The sequence below is a fragment of the Martelella endophytica genome, assembly GCF_000960975.1.
GTDB classification, from domain to species: domain Bacteria; phylum Pseudomonadota; class Alphaproteobacteria; order Rhizobiales; family Rhizobiaceae; genus Martelella; species Martelella endophytica.
This window is the reverse complement of the sequence record NZ_CP010803.1, coordinates 1,208,146-1,228,742: the sequence shown is the minus strand read 5'-3', so window position 1 is coordinate 1,228,742 and position 20,597 is coordinate 1,208,146. Positions and strand designations below refer to the sequence as shown.

Here is a 20,597-nt window from a genome sequence, read left to right as displayed (position 1 = left end):
GCCCCCCGGTCTTCTCGCCCCGGAGGGGAGAGATGTCGCGAAAGCGACAGTGAGGGGCGAGAACCTCATCACGAAAGCCCTCACAAAACTGAAAAGCTGCTTCACCCTCACTGCCCCTTTCGGGGCATCTCTCCCGCCAGCGGGAGAGAGTATTGGGAGCAAGCCCCGAGACTGCATGCTACTGACTCGCCTCGATCGGATGGCGCGCGGCATCGCCGTGCTCCTCACAACGCTCCTCCTCGCCGCCCCCGTCCACGCAGCCGAGGTCATCAACAGATTCACCTCCGACGTCACCGTCGAAAAATCCGGTGTCTACGATGTCACCGAGACCATCGACGTGCATGCGGAGGGTAACCAGATCCGGCGCGGAATCTTTCGCGACTTTCCATTGCGGTTCACGACGGATGACGGCCGCACGGGCGATGTCACCTTTGACCTGAAGGCCGTGACGCTCGACGGCCAGCCAGTCGACCACCATACCGAGAGCATCACCAACGGCATCCGCATCTATATCGGTTCCTCCGACACGATGCTTCCGCCGGGCGACCACACCTATCAGCTCACCTACGAGACCGACCGGCAGGTTCGCTATTTCGACGACCACGACGAGGTCTACTGGAACGCCACCGGCAATTTCTGGGCCTTCCCGATCGAACAGGCGACAGCGACGATCACGCTTCCGGACGGGGTGGCGCCGACGCAAACCGCCTTCTACACCGGAGCCTACGGTTCACGCGAGCAGAACGCCCGTGAGGCAACGAACGGCAATGTGGTGACCTTTCAGACCACCGCGCCGCTCGGCCCCGAAGAGGGGCTTTCCGTCGTCATTGCCGTGCCGAAAGGTGCAATCGACGCGCCGTCATCCACCGACAGCGCCCGCTGGTTTCTTTCCGACTACCGCAATTACTTCATCGGATTCGGCGGTCTCATTCTGGTCTTTGCCTTCTACTTCCTCTCCTGGCGCAGGGTCGGCCGTGATCCGAAACCGGGCGTTATCGTGCCGCGGTGGGAGCCGCCGGAAGGGCTGTCGCCGGCGCTTGTCGCCTATGTCGAGCATCAGGGTTTCGGCTCGCATCGTTTCGATGCGATTGCCGCCACCGCCATCGACCTTGCCGTCAAGGGTTACCTCGTCATCGATGAGCCGAAGAAGGGCATGACGCTCAAGCGCACCGACAAGCCGTTCGACCCAACGCTCCCGCCCGGCCAGAAGGCACTCCTGAAGGCGGTTGACGATCAAGGCGGCGTGTTCGTGGTCGACAAGGCGCATGGCTCCAAGGTCTCGGCCATGGCCAGCGCCTTCACCTCGGCGATCACCAGTGAGCACCGTGGCGATTTCTTCGTTTCCAATGCCGGCTACACATTCGGCGGTGTCGCGCTTTCCATTGTCGCTATGGTGGCGCTTCTTGTCTTCGGGGCCTTTTCAGCGGCCGTGGTGCCGGCAGTGCTGGTCTCGGTCTTCATGTCGATCTTCATCGGCGTGTTCGGCTCGATCTTTGCCCAGTCGTTCACGCGCCGCGGACACGGCATCACCTCGGCGCTCTACAAGCTTTTCATGATCGGCGTTGGCGGATTTTTCCTGGTCCATGCGGTCGGCGGCATCGCCATCACGCTGTTCAGCTCCCAGCTTGATGGACAGGACTGGGCGGTGATCGCCTCTGTCGGCGGCATCATTCTGATCAACGTGATGTTCTTCTTCCTGATGGGCGCGCCGACACCGACGGGTCGCAAGAAGATGGACGAGATTGCCGGGCTGAAGCAGTATCTGACGCTTGCCGAAGCCAACCGCATGAACATGGCCGGCGCACCGGAAATGTCGCCGCAGCACTTCGAGACGCTGCTGCCCTATGCCGTGGCCCTCGGTGTCGAAAAGCCGTGGTCTCAGACCTTCGACAAGTGGCTGGCAACGGCCGTCGCCGCCGGCACGGTCGGCTACTACTCGCCCTACTGGTACTACGGCACCTTCAGCCATGACAGCCTCGCCCGCGATATCGGCAGCTTCTCCTCGTCCATGGCCTCGACGATGTCGTCATCACTGCCGACACAGAGCTCCTCCTCCTCCGGCTTCTCCTCCGGTGGCGGCTTTTCCGGCGGCGGTGGCGGCGGCGGCGGTGGTGGCGGCTGGTAGCCGCTCAGTCGCCCACGCGCAGGAAGTGAATGACGGAGGGGCCTTGCGGATAGGCCTCGTGAATTGACCAGTCCGTGGGCAGGTATCCGAAGGCAATGCCGTCGTCATGGATCCAGAGGCTGTCCTTCAGCAAGGTGCCTTCCGCGGGAAATGAAAACGGCGCGCAGATGCGGCCCGCGACATTGCGCGGCACATCCGTCTGCCAGTCGTCGATGCCGCAGCCGGCCGTATCGCTGTTGTTGTTGTAGTAGGCGGTGATGTCATCGGATAGCAGCGCATAGTCGAACGGCCCGGTTTCCTGGACGAAGTCGAACCGCTCTCCGCCATCCTGCTCGACTTCGGCAATCGTGCCCTCATAGGAAACCCGGACCGTCGGGATGTCGCAGTCGTTGTGGGCGTAGTTCTGCGCGCTTGCCGCAAGCGAGCGGCCGGTGATCGTCACCTCGGCGATGAAGCCATGGCGGCCATCCTTGCCGATCGGCGTGCAGTCGCTGCGATAGCGCCCCTCGGGCAGTTCCGGCCCCGCAAGGGCGACATTGGCGAAGGCGCCGGATATCAGGATCAGGGGCAGGACGGACAGTGTGGTCAAGCGAGGAGTCTCCTTCGGTTTGCCCCAGACTTGCCGCTAATTCCGGTGATTTGCGGGCGCTAATGCGGTTCTTCTCCGGCGGCAGCGCGAAAACGGGGATTGCCGGATGACTTTTTTCGCGGAGCTTGCTAACACGCCGTCACCAAGTTCCTGACAATGATAGAAGCCCGACCCGATGCCAGACCTTTTGCTTGAACTTCGCTCCGAGGAAATTCCGGCCCAGCCCGCGCGACCGCAGCGCGCCAGCGCGAGGACGAGCAGAATGATGAAATCCATGCGGGCGGCGGAGTCCACACATGCCTGATTTGTTGCTTGAACTTCGCTCCGAGGAAATCCCGGCCCGCATGCAGCGCCAGGCGGCCGGCGAACTGAAGAAGCGCGTCACCGATGCGCTGGTCGATGCGGGTCTGACCTATGAGGGCGCGCGCGAGTATTTCACGCCGCGCCGCCTCACGCTCGACATCCACGGCCTGACGGCGCGCTCCGCCGATGTCCGCGAAGAGCGCAAGGGTCCGCGCGTTGGCGCGCCGGAAAAGGCGGTCGAAGGCTTTCTGCGCGGCGCGGGGCTTTCCGATATTTCCGAGGCGAAGGTTCAGTCGGACCCGAAGAAGGGCGATTTCTACGTCGCCATCATCGAGAAGCCCGGTCGTGACGCCGAAGAGATCATCCGCGACGTGATGCCCGGCATCATCCGCAATTTCCCGTGGCCGAAGTCGATGCGCTGGGGCGCGGCTTCGTCGGAGCCGGGCGCTTTGCGCTGGGTCAGGCCGCTGCAGTCGATCGTCTGCACCTTCGGCACGGAAATCGAGGAAACGCGGGTCATCGATTTCGAGATCGACGACATCACCGCCTCCAACGTCACCTATGGCCACCGTTTCCACGCGCCGGACGCCTTCACGGTCAGGCGCTTCTCCGATTACGCCGCCGGGCTGGAAAAGGCCTCGGTCGTGCTCGACGCCGAGCGCCGCAAGGACATCATCCGCGATGACGCCGCCAATCTCGCCTTTGCCAACGGGCTCGACGTGGTCGAGGACGAGGGGCTTCTGGACGAGGTTGCCGGCCTTGTCGAATATCCGCAGGTGCTGCTCGGCGAATTCGAGGAAGCCTTCCTCGAAATACCGGACGAAATCATCCGCCTGACGATCAAGACCAACCAGAAATGCTTCGTTGTCAGGAAGCATGGCGAGGACAGCCTCACCAACAAGTTCATCCTGGTTGCCAACATCGCCGCCACCGACGGCGGCAAGGAAATCCGCTACGGCAATGGCAAGGTCGTGCGCGCGCGTCTCTCCGATGCGCTGCACTTCTGGCATATCGACCAGCGCGACCTGCCCGACCTCGCCACGCTGCGGGCTTCGGCGGAAAAATTCGGCCTCGACCTGAAGAAGCCGCTCGACCAGCGCATGGCCAAGCTCGACGCGCTGAACGTCACCTTCCACGCCAAGCTCGGCAGCCAGGGCGAACGCGTCGCCCGCATCCGGGCGCTTGCCGCAAAACTCGCACCGATTGTCGGCGCCGATCCGGCCGAGGTTGATCGCGCGGCGATGCTCGCCAAGGCCGATCTTCGCACAGAGGCCGTCGGCGAATTCCCCGAGCTTCAGGGCGCGATGGGCCGCAAATACGCGATCCTCCAGGGCGAGAGCGAGGATGTCGCGGCCGCCATCGAGGAGCACTACAAGCCCCTCGGCCCCTCCGATGTCGTGCCGCGCGGCAAGGTCTCGCTGACGGTGGCGCTTGCCGACAAGCTCGACACGCTGACCGGCTTCTGGTCGATCGACGAAAAGCCCACCGGCTCCGGCGACCCCTATGCGTTGCGCCGTGCCGCCCTTGGCGTGATTCGGATCATTCTGGAGCGCGGCGTGCGCCTGCCGCTGCTGTCGGTCTTCGACGACCGCGACCTGCTCTCCTTCTTCCACGACCGCTTCAAGGTCTACCTCCGCGACTTGGGCGCGCGGCACGACCTGATCGATGCGGTGCTTTCGGCCGATGCCGACGATCTCGAAGTCGTCGCCCGCCGGGTCGAGGCGCTGACGAAGTTCCTCGACAGCGAGGACGGCCAGAACCTGCTCGCCGGCGAAAAGCGGGCGAGCCAGCTACTCGCCGCGGAAGAAAAGAAGAAGACCAGGGTCGCCGAGACGGTCGATCCGGTGCTGTTCGAGCTGGAGGCCGAAAAGGCGCTCCACGCCGCCATTCTGGAAGCCGAGGACAAGGCGAAGGCAGCCTCTGCAAAGGAAGACTACTTCGCCGCCATGGAGGCGCTTGCCGCCCTTCGCGCCCCGGTCGACCAGTTCTTCGAAGACGTGCTGGTCAACGCCGAGGACGAAGCCGTGCGCGCCAACCGTCTGGCGCTGCTGGCGATGATCCGCGAGGCGACGGGTACCGTGGCGGATTTCTCGAAGATTTCCGGCTGAGGCTTTTCGGTCGCAGGCCGCCCACGATCTCCCGCCTTGAGGGCGGGGCCATCGCATATGGTGTGGCTGCCTGCTCCCAATACTCTCTCCCGCTCGCGGGAGAGATGCCCCGAAAGGGGCAGTGAGGGTGGAGCAGCATCTCAGATACTGTCAGGGTGTCCGTGATGAGATGCTCCCCCCTCACTGTCGCTGTCGCGACATCTCTCCCCTCCGGGGCGAGAGGATTTGTGGGCTATGCGGGAAGACCATGTTCGATGGCCCCGCCCTCATGGGAGAGATTGTCTTTCCGTGGTGCCCGCCTCACCCCTGCTTCACATATTTCCGCCAGTCGTGCTCTTCGCGAAAGCCCAGAACCTCGCGGATCTTGCGGTTTGACAGCGGCGCCTCGTATTCGCCGAGTTCGCGGGTGATCGGCGAATTCGGTGCGTATTTGGCGAGGAAGGGAGCGGTCGGCTCGTTGGCGGTGATGGTGTCGTTGGTGGCGTTGAACACCTGGAAGCCAAGGCCATCCTTGCCGATGCACAGATCGACGATCTGGCCGAGATCGCGGGCATCGATATAGCTCCAGGCATTGCGCTTGCGCGATGGCGGATCGGCGAGGAAGGCCGGAAATTTCTTGTAGTCTTCCGGCGAGATGACATTGCCGATCCTCAACGCATAGATATCGGCGCCGTAGCGCATGGCGAAGGCGCGGGCCGTCTTCTCGTTGCAGACCTTGGAAAGGCCGTAGCTGTCCATCGGATCGACATCGTAGTCTTCTTCCAGCGGAAACGACGCAAAATCCTTGTCGCCCTCGGCGAAACAAACGCCGTAGGTGGTCTCACTGGAGGCGATGATCACCTTGCGGATGCCGAGCTTCACCGCGGCCTCGATGACATTGTAGGTCGAAACGACATTGTTTTCGAACGTGGCGTTGTCCGGCTTCAGCAGCACGCGCGGCACGGCGGCGAAATGGACGACGGCATCGAGCGGCGCCGGGCCCTTGCCGGTTTCATAGCCTTCGAAACCGAAGTGCATCGATAGAGCGTTGAATACCTCGCCGCTATCTGTGAGGTCGGTGACGATGGTGTTGACGCCCGGATGGTCGAAGGGTTGCAGGTCGAGATTGAGGATCTCGTAGCCCTTGTCGAGCAGATAGGGGATCACCTCGCGGCCGGCCTTGCCGCTGCCGCCGGTGAAGACAATGCGTTTGGTCATGCTTTCCTCCAGGTATTTACCGCCTCCGGACGGATGCGGATGGTGCAAGCTTAACCCCGTGCCGCCGCGCGGGTCCACGACTTTTCCCGCGCACGCGATCGTGCTTTCCTGTCGGCAATCGCCACACCGGCATCAGTGCGACTTGGCAGGGGCCATCTGTCGAGGCTATTCTCCCTGAAAGCAGCGGGAGGACGGTTTGGCACGCAAAAGCGGCAACATAGCGCGACTGGACGAGGCGGCACGGGCCGGATGGCTCTATTATGTCGCCGGCCGTACCCAGGACGAAATCGCCGCAGCCATGGGCATCTCCCGCCAGAGCGCCCAGCGCCTCGTTTCGCTTGCCATGTCCGAACGCCTGATCAAGGTGCGCCTCGACCATCCGATCGCCGAGTGCCTGGCGCTGTCGACCGCGCTGCAGGAGACCTACGGACTGAGACAGGTGGTGGTGGTGCCGAGCGATCCGAGCTCCGACAGCTCCGTCGCGGGCATTGCCGAGGAGGGCGCAGCCGAGATCGAGCGCTGGCTGAAGCGCTCGGAGCCGACCGTGCTCGCCATGGGCACGGGCCGCACGTTGCGCGCCGCCGTCGAGCAACTGCCGGCGCTGGAATGCCCGCAGCACCGCATCGTTTCGCTGACCGGCAATATCAGTCCGGATGGGTCTGCGGCCTATTACAACGTCATCTTCCTGATGGCCGACGCCATCAATGCCCGTCATTTCCCGATGCCGCTGCCGGTGCTGGTCTCCACGCCGGAGGAGCGCAGCCTGTTTCATGCCCAGCCGCTGGTAAAGCCGACGCTGGAGCTTGGCGCCAAGGCGGATGCCACCTTCGTCGGCATCGGCGAGCTCGGGGACCATGCGCCGCTGCTGGTCGATGGCTTCCTGAACGCGGATGAAATGGCCGAATTGCTGGCGGCTGGTGCGGCCGGCGAGATCTGCGGCTGGATCTTCGATGACAATGGCGAATTGCTCGATCACCCGATCAACGCCCGTGTCGCCAGTATCCCGCTGCCCGCCCGGGAAGACACCTTCGTCTATGGCCTCGCCCGCGGCAAACGCAAGCACCGCGCCATCCGTGCGGCCGTCCGGGGCGGCAAGATCAACGCTCTGATCACCGACGAAGACGCCGCCCGCTATCTTCTGAAGCCGGATTGAGAAATCACCCCAGGCGGGGCGCGACGGCAAAGGCCGGACTTGCCCGCAGATTATATTTGGAACGTTCCTAAACTTGTGCTAAATCCGCCTTCGGGAGGACTGCATCAATGGCCTATGATTTCATTATCGTCGGCGGCGGCTCGGCGGGATCCGTGCTCGCGGCGCGGCTTTCGGAAAACCCGGAGGTCCAGGTGCTGCTGCTCGAAGCCGGCGGAAGCGACCGGCATCCGTTCTATACCCTGCCGGCTGGTTTTGCGAAGATGACCAAGGGCATCGGCAGTTGGGGCTGGCACACCGTGCCGCAAAAGCACATGAACGACATGGTGATCCGCTATACCCAGGCAAAGGTCATCGGCGGCGGCTCGACCATCAACGCCCAGATCTACACCCGCGGCAACCGGCTCGATTACGACGAATGGCGGCAGATGGGCTGCACAGGCTGGGGTTATGACGACGTGCTGCCGTTCTTCCGCAAGGCCGAGGACAACGACACGTTCGACAACGAATATCACGGCAAGGGCGGCCCGCTCGGCGTTTCGAAGCCGGCCGCACCGCTGCCGATCTGCGAGGCCTATTTCCGCGCCGCGCAGGAGCTCGGTATTCCCTTCAATCCGGATATGACCGGCGAAAGCCAGGACGGTGTCGGCTATTACCAACTCACCCAGAAGAATGCCCGGCGCTCATCCGCTGCGAAGGCCTATCTCGGACCGGCCCGCCACCGCAAGAACCTCACCATCCGCACCGGCGTCGAGACCCGCCGCATCCGCATCAATGGCGGCCGCGCCACCGGCGTGGAGCTTGCCGGGGGCGAAATGCTGACGGCGTCCCGCGAGGTGCTGCTGTCATCGGGTGCGATCGGCTCGCCGCGGCTTCTGATGCTGTCGGGCATCGGACCGGCCGAGCATCTGCGCGCGGCCGGCATCGAGGCGGTCTTCGATCATCCGGAGATCGGTGAAAACCTGCAGGACCATCTCGACCTCTTCACCATCCTCGAATGCGCCGGCGATTTCACCTATGACAAATATGCCGAGCCATTCTGGTCGGCAGTTGCCGGGCTGCAATATCTGATGACCCGCAGGGGCCCGGTCGCCTCCAGCCTGTTCGAGACCGGTGGCTTCTGGTACGCCGAAGAGGGCGCGCGCTCGCCCGACATCCAGTTCCATCTCGGCCTCGGCTCCGGCATCGAGGCCGGCGTGGAAAAGATGCAGAACCCCGGCGTGACGCTGAATTCCGCCTATCTCAGGCCGCGCTCGCGCGGTTCCGTGCGGCTGAAATCGGCCAACCCCGCTGATGCACCGCTGATTGACCCGAACTATTGGGCCGATCTGCATGACCGCGAAATGTCGATCAGGGGTCTGAAACTGGCGCAGGAGATCATGCACCAGGAGGCGCTGCAGCCGTTTATCAAGCGCGAAATGCTGCCGGGACCGGAGGTGAAGACGGATGACGACTATTTCGCCTATGCCTGCCGCCACGCCAAGACCGACCACCACCCCGCCGGCACTTGCCGCATGGGAAGCAACGACCGCGCCGTCGTCGATCCCGAACTGAAGTTCAACGGCATTCAGAACCTGCGTATCGTCGACGCCTCGATCATGCCAACGCTGATTTCCTCCAACACCAACGCCGCCGCCATCATGATCGGCGAAAAGGCTGCCGACATGATCGGCCGTGAGCATGGTTTGTGAGGGCTTGCGAAGACCCGACGCAGGAGGCATGAAACAGGCTTCGGCTTTGATGGGATTTACCTTTCTTCCGTGTCATCCTCGGGCTTGACCCGAGGATCCAGGCAGCGTTTTCCGTGTCGCATGGATCCTCGGGTCAAGCCCGAGCATGACGCACAAGGGAGACATTGTCGGCAGACCGGCAGCAAGACGCCAAACACACGCCGCTAGACGCAAAAGGACCGGACATGGCGAAACGACCGACGATCATCGATGTGGCCCGCCATGCGGGGGTCTCCAAGTCGACGGTCTCGCTCGTGCTGCAGAACTCGCCGCTGGTGAAGAAGGCGACCCGCGCGCGCGTCGAGCAATCGATGCAGGACCTGAACTATGTCTACAATCGCACGGCGGCAAACCTGCGCGGGGCGGAAGCCGGGCTGATCGGCCTTGTCATCAACGATCTGCGCAATCCCTTCTTTGCCGAATTCGCCGCCAGCGCCCAGATGACCTTCGCCGAGCACGGCTTTGCGACCGTGATCGCCAACACCGACGAGGATACCGCCATCCAGGCGCAGGTGATCGCATCGATGGTCGAACACGGCGTCTCGGCACTGATCCTTTCGCCGGCCTACGGCGATGACGGCATGGTGTTCGAGCGAATTGCGCGGGCCGGGCTTCCGGCGCTGCAGGTGCTGCGCATGGCCAGCGACGATACCGCCCGCTTTCCGTTCGCCTCGCTCGACTATGAGGCCGGCAGTCTTGCGGCCGCCCGCCACCTCGCCGCATCCGGCGCGCAAAAAATCGCCTTCGTCGGCGGCCTGCCGGACCGCGCGGTCACCCATGAGCGCATGGCCGGCTATCGCGAAGTGCTCGGAGCCGGCGCCCCCGTGACCCTGCTCGGCCGGCCGACCCGCGCCTTCGGCCGCGACGCGGCGCTGAAGCTTGCCCGCGACCGCCAGGGGATCGATGCCGTGCTCTGTTTCAACGATCTGGTGGCGCTCGGCATGATCTCCGGCTTTGCCGAGGCCGGCATTGCCGTCGGCCGCGACATCGCGCTGATCGGCTTCGACGATATCGAGGAATGCGCGCTGGCCTTTCCCAAGCTCTCCTCCGTCCATTGCGACATCGGTGCCTTCGGCCGCGATGCCGCCGCAACCATGCTGGCCTGGATCGAAACCGGCGAACGCCCGCCCGAACGGCATCTGTCGCCGGTAACCTTGGTGGTGCGCGAGACCAGCGGCGGCCCGCGACGCGGTTAACATAAGGTCATCACCGCGTTCATTCTCTCTCAACCCTGCCAAATCGGATTTTGATAACCATTCGGCGGGGTGGGAATTTCTTAACCGTGCTTGTTAAGGCGGCTGGTAAGAACCTCGCCTATGATCCTCCTCAGACGAACGGAAAAGTTCGCGGAAAAAGCGCCGGCAAACGGCAGTGAACCAAAGGGTGATCAAGATGACGAATTCGCAGGCAAGGATGGGGGAGCAGGAAACGGTTCTGAGAATCGATCCCGCCCAGTTCCCGCAGAAATTCTCCTACGTCGCCAAAGGCTCGGGGAAGGGTGCCGATGATACCCGCATCGGCGTCAAGCTCGACCAGCGCGGCGCCGTTGTCCGGCGCAACCTGCCGAGCAGCAACCTTCCCTTCTCGATTGCCCTTCCGGGGCGCGCCTTCAAGGGCGTTGCGGCCCGTGCCATGGCCCATGCCGACGGCGGCATCACGGTAACGCTCGAACTGCACCACGCCGATCCGGAAATGTGCATTCCGCTGCTCGTCGCCCACAATCTCAGCGACATTGTGGCCGACTGGCAGAACTGGTCGACGATGTACGACATTCCGATGCTGATGGTGGAAGCCGACGGCGTTGCCCGCACCGTGGATGCCAAACCGCACCAGGTCGTTGCCGCAAACGACGACACCGGCCCGCGCCGCCGCAAGGCAACCCGCGCCACGCCGCGGTTTTCCGTTCAGCTCGAAGGCGCAAGCCTTGGCGTTGCGATGACGGTAAAGGGCAAGGCGATCGCCGCCTGAAACCGGCCCCGCGTCAACCGAGGAAGATCGCGACGACAAGCCCGGCAAAGATCGCCATGCCGACGGGGTGATTGGCCAGAAACAGCCGCTTGCACTGATCGCCGTCATTGATGTCGAGCACGACAAGCTGCCAGGCGAGAATGCCGCCGCCGCCGACAAGCCCGGCAAAGGCCGGCCAGCCGAGTCCGGCAAGATGGAAGGCGACCGCCATCAGAGCCAGCATGGCGCCGTAGAAGAAGATCAGGAAGGGCAGCGTGTTGTCGCCGAAAAGACGCGCCGTCGAACGAACGCCGATCAGGGCGTCATCCTCCTTGTCCTGATGCGCATAGATCGTGTCGTAACCGATGGTCCAGAGCACCGCGGCGACATAGACGAGCAACGCCGGCGCCGAAAGGCTGCCGAAGACCGCAGACCACCCGACCAGCGCTCCCCAGGAAAATGCCAGCCCCAGCACGAATTGCGGCCAGTCGGTGAACCGCTTGGCAAAGGGATAGAGCGCCACGATTGCCAGCGAGGCGATGGCCAGTACGATCGTGAAAAGATTGAAACAGAGCAGCACGACAAGCCCGGTCAGCGCCTGCAGAAGAATGAAGATCTTCGCCTGCCGCCGCGTGACCCGGCCTGACGGAAGCGGCCGCGAACGTGTCCGCGCCACCTTTGAGTCGATCTCATGATCGACGAGGTCGTTATAGGTGCAGCCGGCGCCGCGCATGGCAACCGCACCGATCCAGAACAAGAACAGATGGGCGATGAACTGGCCGGGCCGGAAGGCATTGGCTTCCGCTGTGACGGCAGCCGCCATCGCCGCCGACCAGAAACACGGCCACATCAGAAGCTGCCAGCCGATCGGCCTGTCCCAGCGCGCAAGCTGGGCATAGGGCCAGAGACCAGGCGGCAGCAGCCGGTAGACGAAATTGTCCGACGGTGCGTCAAAGACGCGACCGTTATCATCGCTGAGATTGCTCATCCGTCATCCCGGCCGAAGCCGTCCCAAGCTACTTGAAGGGAATGGGCTCGAGGGGCGCGCGCGTCGCTTCCTTTTCCTTGAGCCGGTCTTCCGCGGGGAACATATAACGACGGTTGTTCGGCGTGGCAAACTGGCTCTTGGAGAGCTGCATCTGGAAGATGAACATCTTGTCCCACTCGAACGCCATCTCGGAGCCGGCGAGATAGAACTCCCACATGCGGAAGAAATTCTCGTCATAAAGCTTGATCGCCTCTTCCCTGCGGGCGACGAAGCGTTCGCGCCACGCCCTGAGCGTATAGGCATAATGCATCTGCAGGATCTCGATGTCGCGCACCAGAAGGCCCGACTTCTCCACCGCCGGCAGCACCTCGGAAAGCGCGGGAATGTAGCCGCCCGGGAAAATATACTTCTCGATGAAAGGGTTGGTCATGTTGTGACCGGCGACATCACGGCCGATCGAATGCAGCAGCATGACACCGTCATCATCGAGAAGCTCGAAACACTTGTCGAAGAAGTTCTGGTAGCGGCCGGTGCCGACATGCTCGAACATGCCGACGGAGACGATGCGATCGAACGGCTTCGCCTTCATCGTCCGGTAGTCCTGCAGCTCGAAGCGGACCCTGTCGGAAACGCCGCGCTGTTCGGCGCGCTTGTTCGAAATCGCGTGCTGCTCGTGCGACAGCGTGATGCCGGTACAGTCGACACCCGCCATTTCGGCGAGATAGAGGCTCAAGCCGCCCCAGCCGGAGCCGATCTCGAGCACCCGCTGACCCTCGTTCAAAAGCAGCTTGGCCGCGATGTGACGCTTCTTGGCAAGCTGCGCCTCGTCGAGCGAAATGTCGGCCGGTTCGAAATAGGCGCAGGAATACTGCCAGTCGTCATCGAGGAACAGGCTGAACAGCTCGGGCGTCAGGTCGTAGTGGTGGGAAACGTTCTTGCGGTTCTTGTTGATCGGCAGGCGCGTCTGCAGCTGCGCCAGGCCGATGCGCCAGAACAGCCGCATCGCCATCCACGGCGAGAAGACCGAATGCAGTGTGTTCTTGCGGACGATCGAGAGGAAATCATAGATGTCACCCTCCACCATCACGAAGCGGCCCTGCATGTACATTTCGCCGAGCGTCAGCGCCGGATCGGTCGCGAGCAGCTTTTCGGCTTCCTGGTCGGTGAACCGCACGGCGACCGGGGGACCACTGCCGTCGCCATAGGTGGTTGCCCCGCCGGAGGACCAATGGACTTTCAGATTTCCAATTTTGATGATTTTGTCGATTAGGCTTGGTAGCGGAGACGCCATCCTGACCTCCGAATATCTGCTGTTGTCATGTATTATGTGTCGGACATTAGTCAATTTCACGGAAGAAACAAGGCAGCCGTAGCGCCCTGCAACGCACTCAACCGACAGTTCTATCGCTCATGAAAAATCCGTGCAATTTTTAATTGCGCCAACAGGGATAGCCCCGGCAGGCGCGCGCGTCTTGTCAATTCTGATGCTGTTTCAGCGGACTAGACCGCCCCAGCCCGCCGCCCGGTCAGCATCCCGTAGCGCCCACAGGTTGCGGACGGCGCAGGCACCGAATTGCGGTCAAAGTGGGAATTGCAACTGTGCCCCGCTGCGTCTGACGCCCAAATGTATGCTTCGCGAGCGCGACAGCGCAAACGAATCACAACGGCCGCCAGTCAGTCCAGGTTCGCCGCAGGGGCCGAAGATCATTACTTCCGGCGCATCGCATCCGCCAGCGCCGCGCCGAACGCGCCCGGGCTCTGCTGCTTGCCGCCGCGGTCATTATTGCGAGGCCGGTCGTTATTGCGCGGCCCGCGGGCCGGCGGCGCGCCATCGTCCTTTCGCATCGACAGGCCGATGCGCTTGCGCTTGACGTCGACATCGACGACGCGGACCTTCACCACATCGCCGGCCTTCACGATCTCATGCGGATCTTTCACGAAACGATCGGCAAGCTGGGAGACGTGGACCAGGCCGTCCTGATGCACGCCGATATCGACAAAGGCACCGAAGGCGGCGACATTGGTGACGGTGCCTTCCAGCACCATGCCGGGCTTCAGGTCGGAGATCACGTCAATGCCGTCGGCAAAGCTCGCGGTCTTGAACTCCGGGCGCGGATCGCGGCCGGGCTTTTCAAGTTCCGACAGGATGTCGCGCACGGTCGGCAGGCCGAAACGCTCATCGACGAAGGCGCGCGGATCGACCGCCTTCAGCGCGGCGCTGTCGCCCATGAGGGCGCGCAGATCCCGACCGCAGGCGGCAACGATCTTCTTTGCGACATCATAGGCTTCCGGATGAACGGCCGAGGAATCAAGCGGCTCGGCGCCATCGCGAATACGGAGAAAGCCAGCGCATTGTTCAAACGCGCGCGGCCCAAGTCGAGCGACCTTCAGCAGTTCCTTGCGGCTTTTGAAGGCACCATTGGCATCGCGGTGGATCACGATCGATTCCGCCAGCGACGGCCCGAGGCCGGAGACCCGCGCCAGAAGCGGAACGGAGGCGGTGTTGAGGTCGACCCCGACGCCGTTCACCGCATCCTCGACCACGGCATCGAGCGAGCGCGACAGCTTGAACTGGTCGACATCGTGCTGGTACTGGCCGACGCCGATCGATTTCGGCTCGATCTTCACCAGTTCGGCGAGTGGGTCCTGCAGGCGACGCGCGATCGACACGGCGCCGCGCAGCGAAACGTCAAGCTCCGGAAATTCCTTCGCCGCCGTCTCCGAGGCCGAATAGACAGAGGCTCCGGCCTCCGAGACCACGACCTTCATCGGCTTCGGTTCGGGAACCGCCTTCAACACGTCGGCGACGAGTTTCTCGGTCTCGCGGCTTGCCGTACCGTTGCCGATGGCGATCAGCGACACCTTGTGGCGGGCGATCAGCGCCTTCAGCACGGCCATCGCGCCCTGCACGTCATTGCGCGGCTGGAACGGGTAAATCGTGGCGGTGTCGAGAAGCTTGCCGGTGCCATCGACGGCGGCGACCTTGACGCCGGTGCGGATGCCCGGATCGAGGCCGAGCGTGACGCGCGAACCTGCGGGGGCGGCGAGCAGCAGGTCCTTCAGGTTCCGGGCGAAGACGTGAATGGCCTCATCCTCGGCGCGCTCGCGCATTTCCCGCATCAGATCGAGCGACAGCGAGGTGGAAAGCTTCACCCGCCAGCACCAGCCGGCAACTTGCATCAGGAATTCATCGGCCTTGCCCTCTGCACCGATATCGAAGAAGCGGGCGATCATCCGCTGTGCCGGCTTAACCGGCGCCGGATCGTCGCGGTCGGCCTCGATGGCGACCGTCAGCACCTCCTCGTTCCAGCCGCGCAGCATGGCAAGCACGCGGTGGCCGGGAGCGGTGGCGAACTTTTCGGAATGGGCGAAGTAGTCGGAGAACTTGGCGCCAGCCTCTTCCTTGCCGTCAACCACCTTCGCGTAAAGCACGGCATTGTCGCGCATATACTGGCGCAGCCGTCCGACAAGCTCGGCGTTTTCGGCGAACTGTTCGGAGAGAATATCGCGGGCGCCATCAAGAGCGGCGCGGGTGTCGGCGACATTTTCGTTCACATAGGCTTCGGCGAGCTTTTCCGGATCGGCGGAACGGTTCTCGAAAATCGCATCGGCAAGCGGCTGCAGACCGTTTTCGCGGGCAATCATCGCACGGGTGCGGCGCTTCGGCTTATAGGGGAGGTAAAGGTCTTCGAGCTCCGACTTGGTCGTCACGGCGGCGATCTTGCCCGAAAGCTCGTCGGTCATCTTGCCCTGGGTGGTGATCGATTCGGTGATCGCCGTGCGCCTCGCTTCCAGCTCGCGCAGATAGGTGACGCGTTCGGCAAGCGTGCGGAGCTGCCCGTCATCGAGCCCGCCGGTCGCCTCCTTGCGGTAACGCGCGACGAAAGGCACGGTGGCGCCGCCATCCAGCAGTTCGAGCGCCGAGGCCACCTGATCCGGCCGGGCCTTGATTTCGTCTGCGACGATGCGGGCGATCTGAAGCTCTGCTGCGGCCATGGTCTTTCCATTTCAAAATTCCGGGAGACGCGAATTTATGTGTTCAACGCGCCGAAACAATGGCTTTACCACCCCCTGAGACGCCATTCCACAATATTGCCCTTCAGGTTAACGCATCCCGGCCTTGACCTTTGCCGTCCGCCTGCTTACCCAACCGCCAACAGGTGACAACTGGAGCGAACCCCATGCATGTCCTTCTGATCGGTTCGGGCGGGCGCGAGCACGCGCTGGCCTGGAAGCTTTCGCAATCTCCGCGTCTGACGAAGCTTTATGCCGCCCCCGGCAATCCGGGCATGGCCGAGCATGCCGAATGCCTGGCGCTCGACATCACCGATCATGCGGCGATCATCGCCTTCTGCAAGGAAAAGGCCATCGACTTTGTCGTCGTCGGCCCCGAGGCGCCGCTGGTCGCCGGGCTTGCCGACGATCTGCGCGCGGAAGGGCTCAAGGTCTTCGGACCGTCGAAAGCGGCCGCCCAGCTCGAAGGGTCGAAGGGTTTCACCAAGGATCTCTGCGCCCGCTACAACATTCCGACCGGTGCCTATCGCCGCTTCGACAATGCCGGCGAGGCACGGGCCTATATCGGCGAGATCGGCGCTCCGATCGTGATCAAGGCCGATGGCCTTGCCGCCGGCAAGGGCGTCACCGTCGCGCGCACCCATGACGAGGCGATCGCCGCGGTCGAAGACTGCTTTGCCGGCACCTTCGGCGCTGCCGGCGCGGAAGTCGTGATCGAGGAGTTTCTGGTCGGAGAGGAGGCAAGCTTCTTCTGCCTTTCCGACGGCAAGAATGCATTGCCGCTTGCGACCGCGCAGGACCACAAGGCCGTCGGCGACGGCGATACCGGCCCGAACACCGGCGGCATGGGCGCCTATTCGCCCGCCCCCGTGATGGACGAGACGATGATCGCGCGCACCATGGCCGAAATCATCGAGCCGACGATCCGCGGCATGGCGGAGATGGGCCACCCCTTCTCCGGCGTCCTCTTCGCCGGTCTGATGATCACCGAGAAAGGCCCGGAGCTCATCGAATACAATGTCCGCTTCGGCGATCCCGAGTGCCAGGTGCTGATGATGCGGCTTCAGGGCGACCTGCTCGACATGCTGGAAGCTGCAGCCGACGGCACGCTCGATGAGGCCTCGGCAAGCTGGAGCGACGACACGGCGCTGACCGTGGTGATGGCCACCAAGGGCTATCCGGGTTCCTACAAGAAGGGCAGCGAAATCAAGGCGCTTCCGGAAAACAGCGTTGCCGCCCGCACCTTCCATGCCGGCACGGCAATGAAGGACGGCAAGCTCGTCGCCAATGGCGGCCGCGTGCTGAACGCCACCGCGCTCGGCCACAACGTCACCGAAGCCCAGACCAGCGCCTACGAACTGATCGAGGATATCGACTGGCCCGAAGGCTTCTGCCGTCGCGATATCGGCTGGCGGGCTGTGGCCCGCGAGGAAGGCTGACCGCTTGACTTCAACGCTTTTCCGGCGCTATCTCGGCGCGGCTGCTGACGCCTGCCGCCCGCGCGCCTGATGGCGTTGGTGAAGTCAGTCTCCTTCGCTCATCGTTTTTCGGACGACACTCGAAGCTTTCGGTAATGCGGGCCCCGTTCTAAGGCCATCTGCGGCCATGAGTGTCCATGAAGGACATCGATGATGGACAACGCAAGTCCCGAAGCCGGACGGAAAAATCCCTATCTTTCCGGGCCAGTCGGCCCGCTCTTTCTCAAGACCGCCGCACCGATCGTGCTTTTGATGCTGGTCAGCGGCCTGTTTACGGTCGTTGACGCCATCTTTCTCGGCGTCTACGTCGGCCCGCAGGCGCTTGCCGCCGTGACGCTGGTGTTTCCGATCTTCATGGCGATCAATGCCTTGTCGACACTGGTCTCTTCCGGCATGGCCTCGATCCTGGCCCGGCGGCTCGGCGCCGGCGAGGATAACGGGGCCCAGTCGGCGGTGCAGTCGGCAACGGTGCTCGCCTTCATCGTCGCGGCGCTGCTGATGGTCTTCTATGTGACGCTCGGCGTCAGGATCATCGACGGGCTTTCCAACGGCGATGCCGGGCTTGCGGCGATGGCAAAGATCTATATCGGGCTGATGATCTTCGGCTCGCCGCTGCAGTTCCTGATCGGCATCCAGGGCGACACGCTGCGCTCCGAAGGCAAGCCGGGCGTGATGGCGGTGATCGGCGTGCTGGTGACCCTTGCCAATATCGGCTTCAACTATCTGTTCATCGCCTGGCTCGGCTGGGGCGTCGCCGGCTCGGCGATCGGCACGCTTGCCGCGCAAGCCGCGGCGCTCGTCGTCGTTGGCTGGCTCCGCCTATCCGGACATACGCGGGTGGCGCTCTGGCGGCGCACAGGCATGCGCATCACGGAAGCCTGGCCGCGCATTCTGGCGCTCGGCCTGCCGCCGTCGCTGGCGCTGATCGGCATCAGCCTTTCGGCGGCAAGTTATATCGTCGGGGTGAAACTCTGGGGCGAGAGCCATTACGATGTGACGATCGCCGCCTATGGCATCGCATCGCGGCTGCTCACCTTCGCCTTTCTGCCACTGATGGGTCTGAATTTCGCCTGCCAGTCGATCGTGGGAAACAATTACGGCGCAGGGCAATTTGCCCGATCCGACCGAACGCTGGTCGTCGGACTTGGCGTCGGCCTTGCCTATGGCTTCATCGTCGAGATGACCTTCATGCTGGCGGCAGCGCCCCTTGGCGCGCTGTTCGTTGATGATCCGGCGATCATCGCCGAGACGGTCCGGATCGTGCGGCTGATCACGCTTTGCTATGTGCTGGCCGGTCCGCTGATGGTGCTATCCGGCTATTTCCAGGCGATCGGCAAGGCGGCCAATGCGGCCGCGATCTCGCTCGGCCGCACCTATCTTTTCACCATACCGTTCATCTTCGTCCTGCCCTTCGCCTTCGGCGAAACCGGCATCTGGCTGGCAGCACCCGTCGCCGATCTCGGCATGCTGGTACTGGCCATCATCGTGCTCTGGGCAAACCATACTCGAAACGGCGCACGGTTCGGGATGTTTTACAGTGCCGGCTAGACCTTCAACACCTTGTCGGGGTTCATGATCCCGGCAGGGTCGAAGGCGTGCTTGATGCGCTGCATCAGGTCGATCTCGATGGGCTCGCGGATTTCCGCGAGTTCATCGCGCTTCAGCCGGCCGATGCCGTGCTCGGCGGAAATCGAGCCGCCATGGGCCAGAACGATTGCGTGCACGATCCTGTTGATCTCGCCCCAGCGGGCAACGAATTCCGCCTTGTCGGCGCCGACGGGCTGGGAGATGTTGTAATGGATATTGCCGTCGCCGATATGGCCGAAGGCGCAGATGCGGGCGCCGGGAATGGCCTTCGTCACCGCCGCATCCGCCTCGTGCAGGAAGGCGGGGATTGCGGAGACCGGCACCGAGACATCGTGCTTGATCGAACCGCCCTCGGGCTTCTGCGCCTCCGACATGGTGTTGCGCATGTGCCAGAGCTCGTCGATCTCGCTCTGCGACTTGGCGATCACGGCATCGATCACGACCTCCTTCTCGAAGGCCTCTTCGAGCAGTGACTCCATCATCTGGTCGGCGGATTGCTGGCTGTCGGCCGTGGAAATGTCAATCAGCGTGTACCACGGGTGCTTTTCAGCCAGCGGGTCGCGGGCACCCTCGGTATGTTTGAGCGTGAAGGCGAAGGCCATGCCCGCCATGATCTCGAAGCCGGTCAGCGCCGAAGCGCAGCGCTGGCTCGCCAGGGTGAAGAGCTCAAGCCCCTGCTCCGGGGAATTGACCGCGGCAAAGGCCACCTGATGGCCCCGCGGCTTGGGAAACAGCTTCAGCACCGCCCCGGTGATGATGCCGAGCGTGCCTTCCGCACCGATGAAGAGGTCGCGCAGGTCGTAGCCGGTATTGTCCTTCTTCAGGCTGCGGAGCCCGTTCCAGATTTCGCCGGTCGGCAGCACCACTTCGAGGCCGAGGCAGAGATTGCGGGTCGAGCCATAAGCCAGCACCGCCGTGCCGCCGGCATTGGTCGACAGATTGCCGCCGATGCGGGCCGAACCTTCCGAACCGAGCGACAGCGGAAACAGCCGGTCGTTGTCGTCCGCCGCCTTCTGCACATCGGCCAGAATGGCGCCGCCATCGGCAATGAGCACATTCGCGGTGGTATCGATCTTCCTAATCTTGTCCATCCGTTCCAGCGACAGCACGATATCGGTACCGGCCTCGCGCGGTACGTGACCACCGACATGGCCGGTGCGGCCGCCGGCCGGCACCACCGGCGTCCTGGTTTCGCTGGCAAGCTTCATGATCGCGGCGACCTCTTCGGTCGAGCCGGGCTTCAGCACCAGCGACGTCGCACCGCGATAAAGACCGCGGTTTTCGGTGAGGTAGGGTTCGATATCGGCGGCCTCGGTCAGGGCATAGGGCTTGCCGACAATCGCGGTGAACCGAGCAATGAGGTCGGTACTGGTCATGGTCA

The 20,597-nt window shown here is 63.3% G+C and carries 14 protein-coding genes; 8 read left to right on the top strand and 6 right to left on the bottom strand.

Features of this window, described 5'->3' with window-relative positions; all coding sequences use genetic code 11:
* The first annotated feature begins 199 nt into the window (after positions 1-199).
* Positions 200-2,125 (top strand): DUF2207 family protein, encoded by a 1,926-nt coding sequence (locus tag TM49_RS05560; protein WP_425283285.1) that lies wholly within the window; start codon positions 200-202, stop codon positions 2,123-2,125.
* Between the two features lie 4 nt (positions 2,126-2,129).
* Here the strand turns inward: TM49_RS05560 and TM49_RS05555 are convergent, their stop codons facing one another.
* Positions 2,130-2,714: a hypothetical protein gene (locus tag TM49_RS05555; protein WP_045679893.1), complete on the bottom strand. Its 585-nt coding sequence runs from the start codon at positions 2,712-2,714 to the stop codon at positions 2,130-2,132.
* A 296-nt stretch (positions 2,715-3,010) separates the two neighbouring features.
* Here TM49_RS05555 and glyS point away from each other — a divergent pair, with 296 nt between their 5' ends.
* Positions 3,011-5,125, top strand: coding sequence for a glycine--tRNA ligase subunit beta (glyS, locus tag TM49_RS05550; protein WP_045679892.1), 2,115 nt, complete (start codon positions 3,011-3,013; stop codon positions 5,123-5,125).
* A 300-nt stretch (positions 5,126-5,425) separates the two neighbouring features.
* Here the strand turns inward: glyS and TM49_RS05545 are convergent, their stop codons facing one another.
* Positions 5,426-6,322, bottom strand: a complete 897-nt coding sequence (locus tag TM49_RS05545) for an NAD-dependent epimerase/dehydratase family protein (RefSeq protein ID WP_045679891.1) — start codon at positions 6,320-6,322, stop codon at positions 5,426-5,428.
* A 196-nt stretch (positions 6,323-6,518) separates the two neighbouring features.
* On the opposite strand from TM49_RS05545, the gene TM49_RS05540 reads away from it, so the two are divergent.
* The 4 genes from TM49_RS05540 to TM49_RS05525 all read left to right on the top strand — a co-directional run bounded on the left by TM49_RS05540 (position 6,519) and on the right by TM49_RS05525 (position 11,170).
* Complete coding sequence (locus TM49_RS05540; RefSeq protein WP_045679890.1) at positions 6,519-7,475, top strand: sugar-binding transcriptional regulator; 957 nt, start codon at positions 6,519-6,521, stop codon at positions 7,473-7,475.
* A 107-nt stretch (positions 7,476-7,582) separates the two neighbouring features.
* Positions 7,583-9,163 carry a GMC family oxidoreductase gene (locus TM49_RS05535; protein WP_045679889.1) on the top strand — a complete coding sequence of 527 codons (1,581 nt, stop codon included), beginning with the start codon at positions 7,583-7,585 and terminating at the stop codon, positions 9,161-9,163.
* Positions 9,164-9,387: 224 nt separating this feature from the next.
* Positions 9,388-10,398: a LacI family DNA-binding transcriptional regulator gene (locus tag TM49_RS05530; RefSeq protein ID WP_045679888.1), complete on the top strand. Its 1,011-nt coding sequence runs from the start codon at positions 9,388-9,390 to the stop codon at positions 10,396-10,398.
* 196 nt (positions 10,399-10,594) lie between these two features.
* The gene (locus tag TM49_RS05525) at positions 10,595-11,170 is read left to right on the top strand and encodes a DUF6101 family protein (protein ID WP_045684810.1); all 576 of its coding nucleotides are present in this window, start codon (positions 10,595-10,597) and stop codon (positions 11,168-11,170) included.
* A gap of 13 nt (positions 11,171-11,183) precedes the next feature.
* Here TM49_RS05525 and ubiA read toward each other — a convergent pair whose 3' ends face one another.
* The 3 genes from ubiA to TM49_RS05510 all read right to left on the bottom strand — a co-directional run bounded on the left by ubiA (position 11,184) and on the right by TM49_RS05510 (position 16,133).
* Entirely contained in the window at positions 11,184-12,137 is a 954-nt protein-coding gene (gene ubiA / locus TM49_RS05520; RefSeq protein ID WP_045679887.1) for a 4-hydroxybenzoate octaprenyltransferase, read from the bottom strand.
* Positions 12,138-12,165: 28 nt separating this feature from the next.
* Positions 12,166-13,428, bottom strand: coding sequence for a cyclopropane fatty acid synthase (locus TM49_RS05515; RefSeq protein ID WP_045679886.1), 1,263 nt, complete (start codon positions 13,426-13,428; stop codon positions 12,166-12,168).
* A gap of 416 nt (positions 13,429-13,844) precedes the next feature.
* Entirely contained in the window at positions 13,845-16,133 is a 2,289-nt protein-coding gene (locus TM49_RS05510) for a Tex family protein (RefSeq protein ID WP_045679885.1), read from the bottom strand.
* Between the two features lie 185 nt (positions 16,134-16,318).
* On the opposite strand from TM49_RS05510, the gene purD reads away from it, so the two are divergent.
* Positions 16,319-17,590 (top strand): phosphoribosylamine--glycine ligase, encoded by a 1,272-nt coding sequence (gene purD, locus TM49_RS05505; protein ID WP_045679884.1) that lies wholly within the window; start codon positions 16,319-16,321, stop codon positions 17,588-17,590.
* A gap of 192 nt (positions 17,591-17,782) precedes the next feature.
* The gene (locus TM49_RS05500) at positions 17,783-19,177 is read left to right on the top strand and encodes an MATE family efflux transporter (protein ID WP_158498605.1); all 1,395 of its coding nucleotides are present in this window, start codon (positions 17,783-17,785) and stop codon (positions 19,175-19,177) included.
* Here TM49_RS05500 and TM49_RS05495 read toward each other — a convergent pair.
* Positions 19,174-20,592 carry an FAD-binding oxidoreductase gene (locus tag TM49_RS05495; RefSeq protein WP_082074626.1) on the bottom strand — a complete coding sequence of 473 codons (1,419 nt, stop codon included), beginning with the start codon at positions 20,590-20,592 and terminating at the stop codon, positions 19,174-19,176. The genes TM49_RS05500 and TM49_RS05495 overlap by 4 nt on opposite strands.
* Between the last annotated feature and the right edge of the window lie 5 nt (positions 20,593-20,597).

Excerpts from the sequence above, each read along its gene's own strand:
- TM49_RS05560 (WP_425283285.1), top strand. The coding sequence starts at position 200 with ATGGCGCGCGGCATCGCCGTGCTCCTCACAACGCTCCTCCTCGCCGCC.
- glyS (WP_045679892.1), top strand. The coding sequence starts at position 3,011 with ATGCCTGATTTGTTGCTTGAACTTCGCTCCGAGGAAATCCCGGCCCGC.
- TM49_RS05545 (WP_045679891.1), bottom strand. The coding sequence starts at position 6,322 with ATGACCAAACGCATTGTCTTCACCGGCGGCAGCGGCAAGGCCGGCCGC.
- TM49_RS05535 (WP_045679889.1), top strand. The coding sequence starts at position 7,583 with ATGGCCTATGATTTCATTATCGTCGGCGGCGGCTCGGCGGGATCCGTG.
- TM49_RS05530 (WP_045679888.1), top strand. The coding sequence starts at position 9,388 with ATGGCGAAACGACCGACGATCATCGATGTGGCCCGCCATGCGGGGGTC.
- TM49_RS05525 (WP_045684810.1), top strand. The coding sequence starts at position 10,595 with ATGACGAATTCGCAGGCAAGGATGGGGGAGCAGGAAACGGTTCTGAGA.
- ubiA (WP_045679887.1), bottom strand. The coding sequence starts at position 12,137 with ATGAGCAATCTCAGCGATGATAACGGTCGCGTCTTTGACGCACCGTCG.
- TM49_RS05515 (WP_045679886.1), bottom strand. The coding sequence starts at position 13,428 with ATGGCGTCTCCGCTACCAAGCCTAATCGACAAAATCATCAAAATTGGA.
- TM49_RS05510 (WP_045679885.1), bottom strand. The coding sequence starts at position 16,133 with ATGGCCGCAGCAGAGCTTCAGATCGCCCGCATCGTCGCAGACGAAATC.
- purD (WP_045679884.1), top strand. The coding sequence starts at position 16,319 with ATGCATGTCCTTCTGATCGGTTCGGGCGGGCGCGAGCACGCGCTGGCC.
- TM49_RS05500 (WP_158498605.1), top strand. The coding sequence starts at position 17,783 with ATGGACAACGCAAGTCCCGAAGCCGGACGGAAAAATCCCTATCTTTCC.
- TM49_RS05495 (WP_082074626.1), bottom strand. The coding sequence starts at position 20,592 with ATGACCAGTACCGACCTCATTGCTCGGTTCACCGCGATTGTCGGCAAG.